The sequence below is a fragment of the Bradyrhizobium cajani genome (assembly GCF_009759665.1).
Taxonomy (GTDB): domain Bacteria; phylum Pseudomonadota; class Alphaproteobacteria; order Rhizobiales; family Xanthobacteraceae; genus Bradyrhizobium; species Bradyrhizobium cajani.
Genome location: NZ_WQNE01000008.1, coordinates 84054 through 100171 on the forward strand (window position 1 = coordinate 84054; position 16118 = coordinate 100171).

14 protein-coding genes and 1 pseudogene are annotated in these 16118 nt (G+C 64.9%); 6 read left to right on the forward strand and 9 right to left on the reverse strand.

The window, feature by feature from the left end:
* Nucleotides 1–204: 204 nt before the first annotated feature.
* Nucleotides 205–630 (reverse strand): CBS domain-containing protein, encoded by a 426-nt coding sequence (locus GPL20_RS12650; RefSeq protein ID WP_254126212.1) that lies wholly within the window; start codon nt 628–630, stop codon nt 205–207.
* 35 nt (nt 631–665) lie between these two features.
* Nucleotides 666–1499 carry a universal stress protein gene (locus GPL20_RS12655; RefSeq protein ID WP_157329915.1) on the reverse strand — a complete coding sequence of 278 codons (834 nt, stop codon included), beginning with the start codon at nt 1497–1499 and terminating at the stop codon, nt 666–668.
* A gap of 206 nt (nt 1500–1705) precedes the next feature.
* Here GPL20_RS12655 and fixL point away from each other — a divergent pair, with 206 nt between their 5' ends.
* The 4 genes from fixL (at nt 1706) to GPL20_RS12675 (ending at nt 5187) form a co-directional block, all read left to right on the forward strand.
* On the forward strand, nt 1706–3223 hold the full coding sequence (gene fixL, locus GPL20_RS12660; RefSeq protein ID WP_157329800.1) for a sensor protein FixL: 1518 nt from the start codon (nt 1706–1708) through the stop codon (nt 3221–3223).
* Nucleotides 3224–3226: 3 nt separating this feature from the next.
* Nucleotides 3227–3844 (forward strand): response regulator FixJ, encoded by a 618-nt coding sequence (gene fixJ / locus GPL20_RS12665; protein WP_157329801.1) that lies wholly within the window; start codon nt 3227–3229, stop codon nt 3842–3844.
* Nucleotides 3845–3887: 43 nt separating this feature from the next.
* Entirely contained in the window at nt 3888–4304 is a 417-nt protein-coding gene (locus GPL20_RS12670; RefSeq protein ID WP_157329802.1) for a response regulator, read from the forward strand.
* Nucleotides 4305–4488: 184 nt separating this feature from the next.
* Nucleotides 4489–5187 carry a helix-turn-helix domain-containing protein gene (locus GPL20_RS12675; RefSeq protein WP_167533003.1) on the forward strand — a complete coding sequence of 233 codons (699 nt, stop codon included), beginning with the start codon at nt 4489–4491 and terminating at the stop codon, nt 5185–5187.
* Between the two features lie 71 nt (nt 5188–5258).
* Here GPL20_RS12675 and GPL20_RS12680 read toward each other — a convergent pair whose 3' ends face one another.
* Genes GPL20_RS12680 through GPL20_RS12695 form a run of 4 tightly spaced genes read right to left on the reverse strand, consistent with a single transcriptional unit; the run spans nt 5259 to nt 11140 of the window.
* Entirely contained in the window at nt 5259–6545 is a 1287-nt protein-coding gene (locus GPL20_RS12680) for an MFS transporter (protein ID WP_347340031.1), read from the reverse strand.
* A 23-nt stretch (nt 6546–6568) separates the two neighbouring features.
* Nucleotides 6569–7090, reverse strand: a complete 522-nt coding sequence (locus GPL20_RS12685) for a PRC-barrel domain-containing protein (RefSeq protein ID WP_157329804.1) — start codon at nt 7088–7090, stop codon at nt 6569–6571.
* A gap of 23 nt (nt 7091–7113) precedes the next feature.
* Nucleotides 7114–9318 (reverse strand): amylo-alpha-1,6-glucosidase, encoded by a 2205-nt coding sequence (locus GPL20_RS12690; protein WP_157329805.1) that lies wholly within the window; start codon nt 9316–9318, stop codon nt 7114–7116.
* Between the two features lie 58 nt (nt 9319–9376).
* Nucleotides 9377–11140 carry an ABC transporter ATP-binding protein gene (locus GPL20_RS12695; RefSeq protein ID WP_157329806.1) on the reverse strand — a complete coding sequence of 588 codons (1764 nt, stop codon included), beginning with the start codon at nt 11138–11140 and terminating at the stop codon, nt 9377–9379.
* On the opposite strand from GPL20_RS12695, the gene GPL20_RS38785 reads away from it, so the two are divergent.
* Both GPL20_RS38785 and GPL20_RS12700 read left to right on the forward strand, forming a co-directional pair.
* Entirely contained in the window at nt 11063–11257 is a 195-nt protein-coding gene (locus GPL20_RS38785; RefSeq protein WP_167532998.1) for a hypothetical protein, read from the forward strand. The two genes, GPL20_RS12695 and GPL20_RS38785, sit on opposite strands and share 78 nt — an antisense overlap.
* A 162-nt stretch (nt 11258–11419) precedes the next feature.
* The gene (locus GPL20_RS12700; RefSeq protein WP_157329807.1) at nt 11420–12490 is read left to right on the forward strand and encodes a glycosyltransferase family 4 protein; all 1071 of its coding nucleotides are present in this window, start codon (nt 11420–11422) and stop codon (nt 12488–12490) included.
* A 452-nt stretch (nt 12491–12942) separates the two neighbouring features.
* On the opposite strand, the gene GPL20_RS40140 is transcribed toward GPL20_RS12700, so the two are convergent.
* The 3 genes and pseudogenes from GPL20_RS40140 to GPL20_RS12710 form a co-directional block, all read right to left on the reverse strand.
* On the reverse strand, nt 12943–14223 hold the full coding sequence (locus GPL20_RS40140; protein WP_246250457.1) for a TRAP transporter large permease: 1281 nt from the start codon (nt 14221–14223) through the stop codon (nt 12943–12945).
* 216 nt (nt 14224–14439) lie between these two features.
* Nucleotides 14440–14919: pseudogene (locus GPL20_RS40145) on the reverse strand (TRAP transporter small permease); the annotation flags it as partial.
* 152 nt (nt 14920–15071) lie between these two features.
* Nucleotides 15072–16073, reverse strand: coding sequence for a DctP family TRAP transporter solute-binding subunit (locus GPL20_RS12710; protein WP_157329809.1), 1002 nt, complete (start codon nt 16071–16073; stop codon nt 15072–15074).
* Nucleotides 16074–16118 lie beyond the last annotated feature (45 nt).

A 16118-nucleotide genomic window follows, 5' to 3' on the forward strand; every position in this document is an offset into this window, starting at 1 on the left:
AGCCAGAAACCACATTCACCCTCGCGGGGAATTGATTGAAATCAAGATGGATGGATTTCTGTCAATGTGAGCGAGGCGGGCCAGTTGAAGTGACCTCTCCCCTTGCGGGAGAGGGCGCCACCTTCTCCCGCAAGGAGAGAAGGGAAGAGAAACAAGATTCCCGTAAAGCACGGGAGCAATGTGGGTCTTGTCGCGCGAATAGCGTCAGCCCGTCGCCGTCGCCTTCAGCGCCTTGATGACGTCCTCGCGGGCAATGATGCCGACCAGCTTCTGGGCGCCGTCGAGCACGATGATGCTCCTGATGCGATGCTCGACCATGATCTGGAGCACGCGCGTCAGCCGCGTGTCGGGGCTGACATAGATGAATTCTGGCGTCATGACGTCGCCGACCGTGCGGCTCATCAGGTCCTGATAGCGCGGCAGCATCTGGCTCGGCGTGAAGGCGAAGCACTTCAGGATGTCGAATTTGGTGACGATGCCGACCACCTGTCCGTCGTCCTCGACCGGATAGGAGTTGAAATCGTCGCGCTCGAACATCTCGCTCAGCTCGAGCATGTCGAGATCGCGCCGCACCGTCCTGACGTTGCGCGTCATGTAGCCGTCGACCGTCTGTTCAAGAAATCTGTACACGGCGCGTCCTCCTCGATTCGTCTTTTTGGCGACCGTCAGTGCGACAGCAACACGCAACGGGCGGATTGCGTGATCAGATACTGGGTGACGCCTCCCAGGATCAACTCACGAAACCTCGAATGACCATAGGCGCCCGCAACGATCAGGCCGGCCTCAACGTTACCGGCAACCTTCTCCAATTGCGCCGCGGCGGTTTCGTTCCGAACGGCCTCTGCGACCCGCGCGCTCGCGGCGACGCCGTGACGGGCGAGCCAGGCGGCCACGTCGGTGACGCCGGCCATTGCGACCGAACGGTCGTCGCCCTGCTCCGCAATTTCGACGACGGTGACGTCCCTCACCTTGCGCAGCATCGGCAGCGCGTCCGCCACCGCCCGCCGTGCCTCTGGCGTATCCTTCCAGGCCACCAGCACGCTGCGCAGGTCGAGCCAGCGGGCCTTGTCGGGCACGACCAGCAGCGGCCGGCCGGCCTGCATCACCAGGTCCTTGGGACTTGCGAGCGCGAACGCGTCGGAGAAGGCCGGGCTCTGCCCACCACTGACGACGATGTCGGCGCAGCGCGCCTGCGCCAGGACGAATCGTTCGGGAAAATCCACGGCGCTACGCCATTCCGCGCGACCGCCGCGATTTGCCATGGCAGCGCGGAATTGCGCCTCCAGATCGGCAAGCCGCCGCTTGACCGAAGCTTCGCCTTCGTCGATCAGCCCCTGGGCGGCGGCGCCGTCGGTAAAATAAAGAGGCGGCGCGAACTGCGCCGCGGCGACACCGACGATGGCCGCCTCGAATCGCTCGGCGAGTTCACCCGCGAGCTGAAGACGCGCCTCGTTGGACTGGTCGAGCGCCAGGCTGACCATCACGGTCGCGTATGTCATCGGGACTCTCCGGGGCAATGAACTGGCGCGAAATCTAGCCCGGCCGAGCCAAGGCAGGATGAGATAGATCAAATCGCATGGCGCCATGCCGCGGGAAATCCGCCAGTGAAATCAGACATCCGAACTTGCCTCTGGCCCGGCCATGGGCGAAATTGCCGGCCTGTTCGCGGCAGCCTGCCCCGCCGCACGAAGATGGGAGTCATCGCTTGTCGCCGACCCGCGTAACGCATCCGCCAGACGACGGTCGGGGTGAGCATTTTCGGGTCCGGATCGAAGGGTTCGGCGTTGGCACCTGGGATCTCGACCTCACAACGCGCGAACTGGACTGGTCGGACACCGCCAGGAGCCTGCTCGGCGTCGCGTGGGACCAGCCGGCGAGCTATGAGCTCTTCCTGTCGCGCCTCGAGCCCAGAGACCGGGAGCGCGTGGAGAGCGCGATCAAGCGTGTCTCCGAGCGTGGCGGCGGCCTCGACGTGTCCTTCAAGGTCGCAGGCAGCTCCGGCACGGGTCAATGGATCCGTGCCCGGGCGGGGCTCATTCGGGACGAGGCCGGGACGGCCCGTCATCTCAGCGGCATCTTTCTCGACATCGACGAGGAGAAGCAGGTCGAGGAAGCGCTGCGCACGCGCGAGACCCACCTGCGCTCCATCCTCCAGACCATCCCCGATGCCATGATCGTCATCGACGGCCACGGCATCGTGCAGCTCTTCAGCACGGCCGCCGAACGCCTGTTCGGCTGGGCCGAGCACGAGGCGATCGGCCAGAACGTCAGCATCCTGATGCCGGAGCCCGACCGCTCCCGCCACGACGGCTACATCGCCCGCTACCGCACCACCAACGATCCGCACATCATCGGCATCGGCCGCATCGTGACCGGCAAGCGTCGCGACGGCACCACCTTTCCGATGCACCTGTCGATCGGCGAGATGCAGTCGGGCGGCGAGCCCTATTTCACCGGCTTCGTCCGCGACCTCACCGAGCACCAGCAGACCCAGGCGCGGCTTCAGGAGCTGCAGTCGGAGCTCGTCCACGTTTCGCGGCTGACCGCGATGGGCGAAATGGCCTCCGCGCTCGCCCACGAGCTCAACCAGCCGCTGGCGGCGATCAGCAATTACATGAACGGTTCGCGGCGGCTGCTCGCCGGCAGCGCTGATCCGAACACGCCGAAGATCGAAAGCGCGCTGGACCGCGCCTCGGAGCAGGCCTTGCGCGCCGGCCAGATCATCCGCCGCTTGCGCGACTTCGTCTCCCGCGGCGAATCGGAGAAGCGGGTCGAGAGCCTGTCCAAGCTGATCGAGGAGGCCGGCGCGCTCGGGCTCGCCGGCGCGCGCGAGCAGAACGTGCAGCTCCGCTTCAGACTCGATCCGGGCGCCGATCTCGTCCTCGCCGACCGGGTGCAGATCCAGCAGGTGCTGGTCAATCTGTTCCGCAACGCATTGGAAGCGATGGCGCAGTCGCAGCGGCGCGAGCTCGTCGTTGCCAACACCCCCGTCGCGGACGACATGATCGAAGTGGAGGTCTCCGACACCGGCTCCGGCTTCCAGAGCGATGTCATTCCAAACCTGTTTCAGACCTTCTTCACCACCAAGGAAACCGGCATGGGCGTGGGGCTGTCGATCAGCCGCTCGATCATCGAGGCTCACGGCGGCCGAATGTGGGCCGAGAGCAACGCATCGGGCGGAGCGACATTCCGCTTCACCCTGCCGGCAGCCGATGAGAATTAGCCCATGACCACCAAGGGAACTGTCTACGTCATCGACGACGACGAGGCGATGCGGGATTCGCTGAACTTCCTGCTCGATTCCTCGGGCTACAAGGTGACTCTGTTCGACACCGCGCAAGGTTTCCTCGACACGCTGCCGGGCCTCGCCTTCGGTTGCGTCGTCTCCGACGTGCGCATGCCCGGGCTCGACGGGATCGAGCTTCTGAAGCGCATGAAGGCGCAGAACAGCCCTTTTCCGATCCTGATCATGACCGGTCATGGCGACGTGCCGCTCGCGGTCGAGGCGATGAAGCTCGGCGCGGTCGACTTCCTGGAAAAGCCGTTCGAGGACGATCGTCTCATCACCATGATTGAAACGGCGATCCGCCAGGCCGAGCCGGCCGCCAAGAGCGATGCCATCGCGCAGGACGTCGCCGCCCGCGTCGCCTCCTTGAGTCCCAGGGAACGCCAGGTCATGGAGGGGCTGATCGCGGGCCTCTCCAACAAGCTGATCGCCCGCGAATACGACATCAGCCCGCGCACCATCGAGGTGTACCGGGCCAACGTCATGACCAAGATGCAGGCGGGCAGCCTGTCGGAGCTGGTGCGGCTGGCGATGCGCGCAGGCATGCTCAAGGATTGAGGCAGGTCAAGGCCCTTGCCTGGCCCCGTGCTAGTCAAGCAGCATGATCGAGGTCAGCTCACACCATACGCGGCCGTCGTCCTCCGCAAAACCGACCGTCTATGTGGTCGACGACGATGCAGCCGTTCTGGGATCCCTGCGTTTCCTGCTGGAAATCGACGGCTTTGCCGTGCGGACCTTCCGCAATGGCACGGCGCTGCTCAACGCGAGCGGCGCTGCGGGAGCGGACTGCTACGTGATCGACTACAAGATGCCTGACATCAACGGCATCGACCTTGCCGGCCGCCTGCGCCAATCCCACGACGATACGCCCGTGGTCCTCATCACCGGCTATCCCGACGGCAACATTTCCGCCCGAGCGGCGGCGGCGGGCATAAAAGATGTCATCCTGAAGCCGCTCCTCGACGAGAACCTGATCAAGCGCATCCGCCGGGCCATCACGGACCGGCGCGGCAACTGAGCAATCCTGATCGCGCTTCAGGTCATTGTTTGTGCATGCATTTTTCCGAAAACCGGTGCACATTTTGTGGATCATGTTCTCCCTACGGGATTCTACGTAGGTAAACCTCCTTAAGATAACGCGCGAAATTTCCGGATTGCGCGATCGCCGGTAGCAATGCTTCATCACAACGGAGATGGCGCAGATGCTGACCCAGACACTCAACACCAAGGCGATCAACACCCAGATCGGTGGCAAGATTGCCCCTGTCCATCCCGTCTCCGACCAGTTCGGCGCGATCACCGGCCATGTCGGCCTCGTCGCCACGGAGTTCTCCTACCGCAAGGACGAGGAGATCTACGGTGAGGACGAGCCGGCCGAGTACGTCTACCAGGTCGTCACCGGCGCGGTGCGCAGCTACAAGCTCCTCTCCGACGGCCGCCGCCAGATCGGCGCCTTCCATCTTCCCGGCGACGTGTTCGGCCTCGAATCCGGCCCGACCCACCGCCTTGCCGCCGAGGCCATCATCGACACCACCGTACGTCTCGTGAAGCGCGCCAGCCTCGAGAAGGCCGCCGGTACCGACGTGCAAGTCGCCCGCAAGCTCTGGGCCATGACGGCTTCCGAGCTGCGTCACGCCGAGGACCACATGCTGCTGCTGGGCCGCAAGACCGCGATGGAGCGCGTTGCGACCTTCCTTCTGGAAATGGACCGCCGCCTCGCCGTTGCCGGCATGATGGCGCTGCCGATGTGCCGCCGCGACATCGGCGACTATCTCGGCCTCACGCTCGAGACCGTCTCGCGCGCGCTGTCACAGCTTCACGCCCAGGGCATTCTGGGCTTCTCCGGCGCCCGCCAGATCGTGCTGCGCAACCGGGCGCGCCTGCACAATCTGGACGCCTGATCGTCTTCTCAGTTCCTCCCTGCCAGACTTGGCCGGCCGAACCCGTTTCGACCGGCCATTTTCTCTTGTGGTCATGCCGTGCGCCGGGTCTCGGGCATCATCAGAAGAATCAGCAACAGCCCGGTCGCCGCGACGCCAGACAGCCCGATGAAGGCAGTGGCGTTGCCGAACTTGTCGCTGACATAGCCGCCGAGCGCGGTGCTCAGCGATGCGCCGATCCCGGTTGCGGTGCCGACGATCCCCTGCGCCAGATTGAAATGACCGCTGCCGAAGGCGACGTCGGCCACGATCAGCGGGATCATCACTGCGAACACCGCGGCGGTGAGGCCGTCGAACACCTGCACCAGCACCAGCAGATACGGATCGCGCACGGTCGCGAACAGGAGGCCGCGAATCGTCAGCGCACCGAATCCGATCAACAGCAATGGCCGCCGGCCCCAGAGCTGCGCCTTGCGCCCGACCGTCGGCGACAGCAGGGCCACGATCGCCTGCGGCACGATGATGCAGGCGGCGACGAGGACGGTCGCCCACTGGCTCGACCGCGCCGTCACCGCACTCGCCATCAGTGGCATCATCGCGGCATTGGCCAGTTGCAGCAGCAACACGCTGAGTGCGAAGACGATGAGCGGCCGCTGCCGGATGAGGTGCCAGATATTCGTGTCGCCGGGAACCGGCGCTTCGCGCGGCATTTCGCCGTGACAGCGCGCGATGTCGACCTCCTCCTCGCGGATGCGCGACAGCGCGATCAGGGTCGGGATCGCGAGCAGGAACGTGACCAGGAACACCGAACGGCTGGACAGCAGATACCCGGCCGTGCCCATCACCGCCGCCGCGACACCGTTGCCGAGCGAGGCAAAGCGGGCGTTGCGGCCGAGGCGCTCACCGATCGCGAGCGGGCCGACGAGACCGAGGCTGATCGCCGCGATCGCCGGGCCCAGCACGCAGCTTGCCGCCGCGTGCAGCGTGGCCGCCGCGATCACGACGGGGAAGATCGGCATCGCCGCATAGGCGAGCGCGCAGAAGCCGATGGTCACGATCGCAAGCGCCGCGACCAGCCGCTCGGACTTCGCGGCATCGATGATCGCACCGCCCGGCATCTGCCCGATCAGGGCGACGATGCCGCCGATCGACAGCACGAGGCCGATCTCGACCTGGGTCCATTTCTGCGTCGTCAGGTAGACCGCGATGAACGGCCCGAACCCGGTCTGCACGTCGGCGAGGAAGAAGATGAACCAGTCGAGGCCGCGCAGGCTCTGGCGCGAGGGCGCCGGCAGGCCGGCCGGCAGCGCGGCGGCGACGTCGTCTTGCTCAACGCGGCCACCGCGATCTGCAGGGTTCGGCTTTCTCGACAACAGCACAGGCGGTCAGCCCTCCCGGCACCTCACTGGATCGCTCGCAGCGGTTGAAGGCTGCCGGACGCGCCGAGCACGACGATCGGCGTGTCTTCCTTGTACTCCGGCGCGGCCGCAACCTGCGCCTTGGTCAGCTCCAGCGTGATGCTGTCCTTCTTGTTGGCAATCTTGCCGAACCGCATCGCGTTCCAATCCACCACGATCTTGCGGCTGCCGACGCCCAGAAATCCGCCGAAATCGATCACGGCGGCACGGACATGGCCGGTGCGGTCGACGATGACGTCGACGACGTGGCCCATGTCCTCGTCGGCTGCGCTGCGCACGTCGCGGCCGAGCACGCCATGGGCCTCGCTCGCCCCGATGATCGTCACCGACGGCGGCGGGGCGGCATCCTTGGGCGTGACGGGCACGGTCGAGGCCGGCGGCGGAGCCGTCGCCGGCGCATTGGCCTCGCTCTGGCCTGCGGGCGGCTCCTCCGCGGCGCGCGAAATCGCGGCCGTCAGGCCCGCGACGATCGCCACGCCCAGGATCAACGCTCCGATCGCACGCATCACACCCTCCTCGCCGCGTTCCGCTAGCGCGCCAGCACGATCGACACCTGGATCTGGCCGCGCGTGCGCAACACCTCCAGCGCCACGTCGTCGCCGTGGCGGCTGACCCGCAGATCGACGCTGGAATCGCCCAGGCGCAGATCGTGCAGGATGATCTCGTTCAGAAACGACGGCAGATGCGGGTTGCGCAGCCGGATCTCGCCGCGCGCCACATCGAACTCGATGCCCAGCGCCGCCTCCAACAGCGTGAACGGCGTCGCGCTGGCCCAGGCCTGCGGCGCGCAGGCGACGGGATAGAGCGTCGGGCCGCGCCGTTTCTCGCGCCGGAAGCCGCAGAACAATTCGGGCAGCCGGCGCAGGTCCATGTAGGTTGCAGCGTCGAACAGCCCCCTGAAGACATGCGCCACCGAATGCTTGAGCCCGTAGCGCGCGAGCCCGAGTGCGATCAGCGCGTTGTCGTGCGGCCAGATCGACCCGTCATGATAGGACATCGGATTGTAGCGTACCTCGCCCTGCGCGACGGTGCGGATGCCCCAGCCCGAGAAGAAATGCGGCCGCATCAGATCGGCGGCGACGAGGCGGGCGCGGTCTTCGCGAACCATGCCGCTGAACAACACCTGCCCGGCATTCGAGGTTCGCACCTTGCAGGGCCGCTTCCTGCCGTCGAGGGCGAGCGCATAGGTGCCGAGTTCCTCGCACCAGAATGCCTGCTCGAAGCGCTCGGCCAGCGCCTTGGCGTCGGCCTCGAGCTTGCGCATGCGGTCCGGCTTGCCGAGCCGCAGCGCGCAGCGCGCCGCCGACAGCTTGGCCGCGTAGACGTAGCCCTGGACTTCGGCCAGCGCGATATTGCCTTCCGCGAGCTGGCCGTCGGCATGGAAGATCGCGTCGTAGGAATCCTTCCAGCCCTGGTTGGCCAGTCCCTTCTCGGTGGCGCGCTGATATTCGACGAAGCCGTCCTGGTCCGGATCGCCGGGACCGTCGATCCAGGCGAGCCCCGCCTCGATCGCCGGCCACAGCTCGATCAGCGTTGCCTCGTCGCCGGTGCGCTCGAAATAGCTTCCCGCGAGCAGGACGAACAGCGCGGTCGAATCGACGCTGCCGTAATATTGCGCGAACGGCACCTCGCGCAGCGCCGCCATCTCGCCGCCGCGCATCTCGTGCAGGATCTTTCCGGGCGCGGCGTCGGCAAGCGGATCGATCGTCTTCGCCTGGAAATGCGCGAGCCGCCGCAGGACGCCCTTTGCGACACGCGGATCGACCCACAGCATCTGGAGCGCGGTGATCAGCCCGTCGCGGCCGAAGGTCGTCGAGTACCAGGGTATGCCGGCATAGGGATAGCGCCCCTGCGGCGTCTCCGTCATCAGCATGTTGAGGTCGGCCATGGCCTGGCACAGCACCTCGTTGAAGATGTTGTTGGAGGTCTCGATGCTCGCCGCGCCCATCGTCGACCGGCGCATCTCGCGGCGATGAGCAAGCAGACCCGCGAAGAACCGCGCCGGCTTCTGCGTCACCGGCCGGTTGCAGGACACGGCGACGAACAGCGACTTCGCCTGGTGCGGGTCCAGCTCGAGCTGCCAGGTGGCGGCATTGACCGAGAGCCGGGTCGGACGCGGGTCGAAATGCAGCGCGGTGGTGCGCTCGGCGTCGTCGAGGCCGTGATATTCGAACAGCACGTCGGTCGGCCCGAGCAGCCGGCTGGTGCCGGTCCCGCGCCGCGGCCGTCGCTCGCCGCGGACCTCGAACAGGTCGGCAAAATCGTTGTCGAACAGCAGCGTCAGCTCGACGCCGGCGCGCAGCTCGCCGTGGTTCTGCACGCCGATGCGCTGATAGGCGGTTCCGCGCCACAGGAAGATCGTGCGCACGATGTGCAGCAGATCCTTCTGAAGCACGATGCGCCCCTGGCGATAGATGTCGGGATTGGTGAGATCGACGGTCAGCGCGGAATTGTCGTCACGCAGGTTCGAGCCGAGCAGCAGCGGCTGGAGATCGTCGAGCACGAGCTCCAGCCGCGCCAGATAGCGCGTGTCGTAGTGAAACAGCCCGTCCGGCCCACCCGCCGAAGCGCCGATGTCGCCGTGGCTGTCGAGCACGATGAAGGTGTCGTCATGCTTGAGCGAGCGCCGCGGCCGTGCGGCAGGGCCCGTCATCGGAATGTAGAACGCCTGCTCCGCGACGGCCTCCACCGTCTGCGACACGGCAATGATCTGGGTTACGGCTTCCGTAGCCATGAGCTGCTCCCCTGCGGCTTATTTCGAAACGCAACCAACGCGCACGCGACTGTTGGATTTACGCGGCGAACTTCGCGAGACGGCTCATCTCCTGCGTCACCAGCTCACGGTAGGGACCGTGGCCCTGCATCAGGCGATCAGGCGCACCGTCCTCGATGATCTTGCCGGCCTTCAGCACGACGACGCGATCGAAGTTGCGCAGCGTCGCGAGGCGGTGCGCAATCGCGACCACGGTGCGGCCGCGCATCAGGCGCGACAGCGCCTCGCGGATCGCCTCCTCGGACTCGCTGTCGAGCGCCGCGGTCGCCTCGTCCAGCAACAGGATCGGCGCGTCCTTCAGGAAGGCGCGCGCGATCGCGATGCGCTGGCGCTGGCCACCGGACATCTTCACACCGCGGTCGCCGACCATGGTGTCGAGGCCCTCCGGCATGCTCTCGACGAAATCGCAGCGCGCCGCGATCGCCGCGCGCAGCACCTCGTCGTCGGTCGCGTTGGGGCGGCCGTAGCGGATGTTCTCACGGATGGAGCGATGAAACAAGGAAATGTCCTGCGGCACGACCGAGATGGCCTCGCGCAGGCTCAGCTGCGTCACCATCGAGATGTCCTGGCCGTCGACGGTGATGTTGCCCTCGTCGACGTCGTAGAAGCGCTGAAGCAGCGTGAACAGGGTCGACTTGCCGCCCCCGGACTGGCCGACCAGGCCGACGCGCTGGCCGGGCTGGAGGCGCAGGCTGAACCGCTCGAATATCTTCTCGCCGCCGGGATAGCCGAAGGTGACGTTGTTGAAGGCGATCGCAGCGCCGCTCTTCACCAGCGGCTCGGCATCCGGATGATCGCGCAGCTCGTGCGGCACCAGGAGCGTCGCGATCGCCTCCGTCAGGCGCGCGACGTGCTGGGTCACGTCGACCAGCGCCACCGCGAGATCGCGCGTTGCATTGAGAATGGAGAGGCCGAGGGTGCAGACCAGCACGACGTCGCCCGTGGTCGCCTCGCCCCGCTGCCAGAGCGTGATCGCCCAGGCCATCAGCGCCACCGTCAACACCACGGTCACGCCGGCATGCGTGAGCCGCAACTTCTCCAGATAGCGCAGGCTGCGGCCGCGCGCGGTGAGCTCCCGGTTCACCGTCGTGTCGAACCGCTCGTGCTCATGGCTGATGCCGCAAAAGGCGCGGACCAGCGGCATGTTGCTGATGACGTCGATCATCTCGCCATCGACCACGGCGGCCTTGTCGGCGAAATCGTCGTGCAGCGGCTTGCCGGCGGCCGCCAGATGGAACATCGCGATCACCATGCCGCCGGCGATCACGATCAGGCCAAGCGCCATGTAAGGGCTGACGGTTCCAATCAGCGCGATTGCCGCAATTGTGGCAATGCAGGGCGGCAACACATTCCAGACGAACATGTTCTCGACGGTGAACACCGCGTTCGAGGTGGCCGTGATCCGGCTCGTCAGCATGCCCGGCATCCGGTCCGAGAAGTAGCTCGGCGAATGTCCCGTCAGATGACGAAATATGTCACGGCGTAAATCACCCGTGACACGGACGAAGGTGAAGCTCGCCGTCCAGCTCGCGACCCGCCACAGGAAATTGTCCGCCGCAATCAGCGACATGAGGAAAATGAATGCCAGCCATACGCTGCCGCCATGCGCGGGACCGGCCGACAAGCTGTCGACCAGCGACTTGACGCCATACTGCGTGCCTACGGAGCAGGCAACGGCCGCAACGACAGCGGTCAGGATCACCAAATGCGACGCGAGACGACGCCGGAGATAGCGCAAGACAAAGGCAAATGGCCTGCGCGCGTATCCAGAAAGCTGATCCATATGGCTGCGACCCCGCGAGATTGTTTCGAGTTTTTGTTACCGATCCGACTGAACATCGGCCGCTTCGCCTCGGTTCCGTCGGCCAGCGATCACGACATGCGGATGCGGACGATGTGAGAAGAGGAGATGGCAGCATCGAGACGACGACCGGACGTGTCCAATAAGTAACGTTTGGGGGAAGGAACTTCGCAAGTGCGGGAACGTTCCCTTGGCTGGCATTGCCGGTGCCGTACACGCGGGGGCTTTTTACGTTCATGTTCGCAAAGAGGAGATGGTGAGATGCGCATCGCGCAGGTTGCTCCGTTGACGGAGGCTGTTCCACCCAAGCTGTATGGCGGCACCGAGCGGGTGGTGCATTGGTTGACGGAAGAGCTGGTGGCCCTTGGACACGATGTCACACTGTTCGCCAGCGGCGATTCGCAGACCTCGGGAAAACTGGAAGCATTGTGGCCGCGGGCGCTCCGTCTCGACGGTTCCGTGCGCGACCCCAATGCCCTGCACATGGTGCTCCTGGAGCGCGTGCGGCAAAAATGTGACGACGAGGAGTTCGACTTCCTCCACTTCCATCTCGATTACTATCCATGGTCGCTGTTCCACCGGCAGCCGACACCGTTCGTGACCACTCTTCATGGCCGGCTCGACCTGCCGGAACATCAGCCGGTGTTCAATACCTTCTCGAAGATGCCGGTGATCTCGATCTCGAACGCGCAGCGGCGGCCGGTGCCGCAGGCGAACTGGGTCACGACGATCCACCACGGCCTGCCCGAGAACCTGCTGACGCCGAAGCCGGCGAAGCAGGAATATCTCGCCGTGCTCGGCCGCATCGCGCCGGAGAAGGGTGTCGACCGCGCCATCAAGATCGCCACCCATTGCGGTATCCCGCTGAAGATCGCGGCCAAGGTCGATCGCGCCGACCAGGATTATTATGACGAGCTGATCCGGCCGATGATCCAGAACAATCCTCTGGTCGAGTTCATCGGTGAGATCAGCGATCACGAGAAATCGGACTTCCTGAGCGGCGCGCTCGGACTTCTGCTGCCGATCGACTGGCCGGAGCCGTTCGGCCTCGTGATGATCGAAGCCATGGCCTGCGGAACGCCGGTCGTCGCCTTCAACCGCGGCTCGGTGCCGGAGATCATCGACGAAGGCCTCACCGGCTTCGTGGTCGAGGACGTCATCAGTGCAGCCGGCGTCGTCAAGCGCCTGTCGCAACTGGATCGCGCCGCCATCCGCAAGCAGTTCGAGACGCGCTTCACGGCGCGGCGGATGGCGCTGGATTATCTCGCGGCCTATCGCAGCCTCGCCGAGGAACAGGCGCCGCGGATCAAGCTGGTGAGCAGCGCGGAGTAGCCGGTCCCAACCACAACTGTCGTCCCGGACAAGCGAAACGCAGATCCGGGACGACAGCGCGAGCGTGTAGCGCCCGCTCCATCAACACGTCATTGCGTAGCGAAGCAATCCAGCATGTCCCCGCGGAGGGATTCTGGATTGCTTCGCTGCGCTCGCAATGACGGAGACCTGAGAAACGGCGCAGCCCTACACCACCGCCGCCCGCTTCGGCTCGACGATCTCGAACATCCTCGGGAATTCGTCCATCAGGCCCATCAGCTCGGCGGGGCGCATCGGGTTGCCGGAAAGCCCGTCAGTTTCGCGATCACTTCGTCGAGCGTCGACCGCGCCAGCGTGAAGCGGAGCGATGCGTAGCCCGGATGGAGCGCAGCGCAATCCGGGGATGTCGATCCTGGCGCCGAAAGTCCCGGATTACGCTTGCGCTCCATCCGGGCTACGACGTTCCCTTTCCGCTACATCCCCAACAATCGCGGCAGCCACAACGACAGACCCGGCCAATAGGTCACCACCACGAGGAAGGCCAGCATCGTCAACAGCCACGGCCACACCGCGACCGTGAGCTCGGTGATGCCCATCTTGGCGATGCCGGAGGCGACATAGAGGTTGAGGCCGACGGGCGGATGGCACAGCCCGACCTCCATGTTGACCGTCATCAGGATGCCGAAATGGATCGGATCGATGCCGAGCTTGATCGCGACCGGAAACAGGATCGGCGCCATGATCAGGATGATCGAGGACGGCTCCATCACGTTGCCGGCCAGCAGCAGCAGCAGGTTGACGACGAGCAGGAAGCCGATCCATCCCAGGCCCTGGTCGATCATCCATTGCGCGAGCGCCTGCGGCACATTCTCGTAGGTCATCAGGAACGAGAACAGCACTGCGTTGGTGATGATGTAGAGCAGCATCGCCGAAAGATTCGCCGATGACAGCAGCACCCGCGGCACGTCGCGCAGCTTCAGGTCCTTGTAGATGAACACCGCGACGATGAAGGCATAGACCGCGCTGACGGCGGCCGCTTCCGTCGGCGTGAACAGGCCGCTGTAGATGCCACCGATCACTATCACGATCAGCAGGATGCCCCAGATCGACTTGCGGAACGCATCGAGACGTTCGAGGAACGTCGCCTTGCGCATCCGCGGATAGTCGTTGCGCCAGGCACGATAGAATGTCGTCATGCCGAGCAGCGTGGCGAGCGCAAGCCCCGGCACGATGCCGGCGATGAACAGCTTGCCCACCGAGCTGTTGGTCGAGACCGCGTAGAGCACCATCGGGATCGACGGCGGAATGAGGATTCCGAGCGAGCCCGAGGTCGTGATCACACCCGCCCCGAACCGCTTCGGAAATCCCTGCGCGACCATCGCCGGCAGGATCACCGAGCCGATCGCCACCACGGTTGCCGGCGAGGAGCCGGAAATTGCCGCAAACAACGCGCAGGCCACCACGCCCGAGAGGGCGAGGCCGCCGTACCAATGGCCGACCAGCGAGGTTGCGAAGGTGATCATCCGGCGCGCCACGCCGCCATGGGTCAGGAAATTGCCGGCGAGGATGAAGAACGGGATCGCCATGATCTCGAAATTCTCGATGCCGGTGAACAGCTTCAGCGCCACCGATTCCGTTCGCACGTCGGTCAGCGTGAACATGAAGCTGAGCACGGTCAGACCCAGCGCGATCGAGATCGGCATGCCCGTCAGCATCAGCGAGAGCAGGAGTGCGAACACGATGAAGACGCGCAGGCCATGCGGCAGCGTGATGACGTGGCCCGCATGCGCGAAGCACAGGGCGACGATAAGGACCGGCAGCAGCATCAGGATCCAGCCGAGCGGACTGCGCTCGTCGCGCACGACCTGGCTGGGCGTGACCGGGGCCGGATGCACCGGGTCTGCCTCGACGCCTTCGACGCCCGCCATGTCGTGATGCGGCAGCTCGCCGGTACGGTAGAACGACCACGCCACTTGCAGGAAGCGGAAGCACATCAGGCCGGAGCCGAGCGGGATGGTGAGATACACCATCCACATCGGCGCTTCGAGGTCGTTGGACTGCTGGCCGGTCTGCCACATCTGGCTGACGAAGGCGGCGCCGAAATAGCCCACGATGGCGGTGAAGAGCGCACCGCACAACAGTCCGAAGGTGATGACGCGACGGCGCGATCCGCCGGGAAGGATGTTGACGAGCACGTCGACGCCGACATGGATGCCGGTGCGCACGCCGTAGGCGGCGCCGAACTTCGCCATCCAGATGAACATGTAGATGCAGAGCTCTTGCGCCCAGGACAGGTCGAGCGAGGCAAGCCAGCTGAACGCCGCGCGCGCGGGCACGGCAAGAAAGGCCAGGTTGCGGGCTTCCGCCCATTTGGCGATGTCGATCGACAGGCCGGCCCCGTAGCGGTGCAGCACCGCGACGAAGATGAGCGACGTTGCCGCCGCGATCATCGTCGCGATCAGCCATTCCTCGAGATGATCGAGCACCCGATTCAGCACACGCAGCAACTTGGTCCCCCCAGCATCGGCTCGTCATTCAAGCGCAACGGCCGGGAGTGCGTTCCACCCCCGACCGTCGGTATGTTCTTGGTAGGGCGCGGCCGTCAATTCATCTTGACGTCGAGTTCCTTGGCGACGAGATCGAGCACCTCCTGCCCGACCCGGCCCTTTGCCCATTTGTAAGTCGGCTGCATCGCCTCCTGCCAGGCCTTGCGATCGGCATCGGTCAGATAATGCAGCGTGGTCTTGCCCGTCTTCTTGATCTCGGCCAGCGCATCCTCGTTCTCCTGGCGCGCGATCGAATTGGTGTAGTCGGTCGCCTCCGCCATCGCCTTGTCGAGCTGGGTGCGGATATCGGGCGGCAGTCCGGACCAGAATTTCGAGTTGACGATGACGGCATATTGCAGATGCGCGTGATAGGACACGGTGATGTCCTTCTGCACCTCGTAGAACTTCTGCGTCAGATAGTTGGACGCGGTGTTCTCGCAACCGTCGACCACCCCGGTCTGGAGCGCCTGGTAGACTTCGGAGAACGCCATGATCTGCGGGATCGAGCCGACGAGGCGGAAATACTGGTCGGCGACCTTCGATCCCGAGATGCGGAATTTCAGTCCCTGGAAATCCGTCGGCTTCGTCAGCGGACGATTGGAGGAGACCATGTGGAAGCCGTTGTCCCAATAAGCGAGCCCGGTGATACCCTTGGCTTCGAGCTTCTGGAACAGCCACTTGCCGACCGTGCCCTTCATTGCGTTGGAATAGGTTTGGTCGTCCTTGAACAGCCAGGGCAGGTCGAGCGCTTCGAACTCCTTGATGCCGAGCGGCGCGAATTTCGCGGTCGAGGGCGCCAGCATCTGCACCGAGCCGAGCTGGAGCGCCTCGATCTCCTCCTTGTCCTTGTAGAGCGTGGAGTTCGGGTAGACTTCGACCTTGACCTTGCCGTCGGTGTATTTCTCGGCGAGTTCCTTGAACTTCAGCGCACCCTTCCCCTTCGGCGTATCGTTGGCGACGACGTGGCTGAACTTGATGACGATCGCACTTTGAGCCTGGACAACGGCAGGGGTTAAGAGAACAGCCGCAGCGGCGACCGCAAGAAGCAGCTTGCGCATGAAGGTACCTCCCAACAACCTCTAAAACCGGGTTCTTTTTGTTTT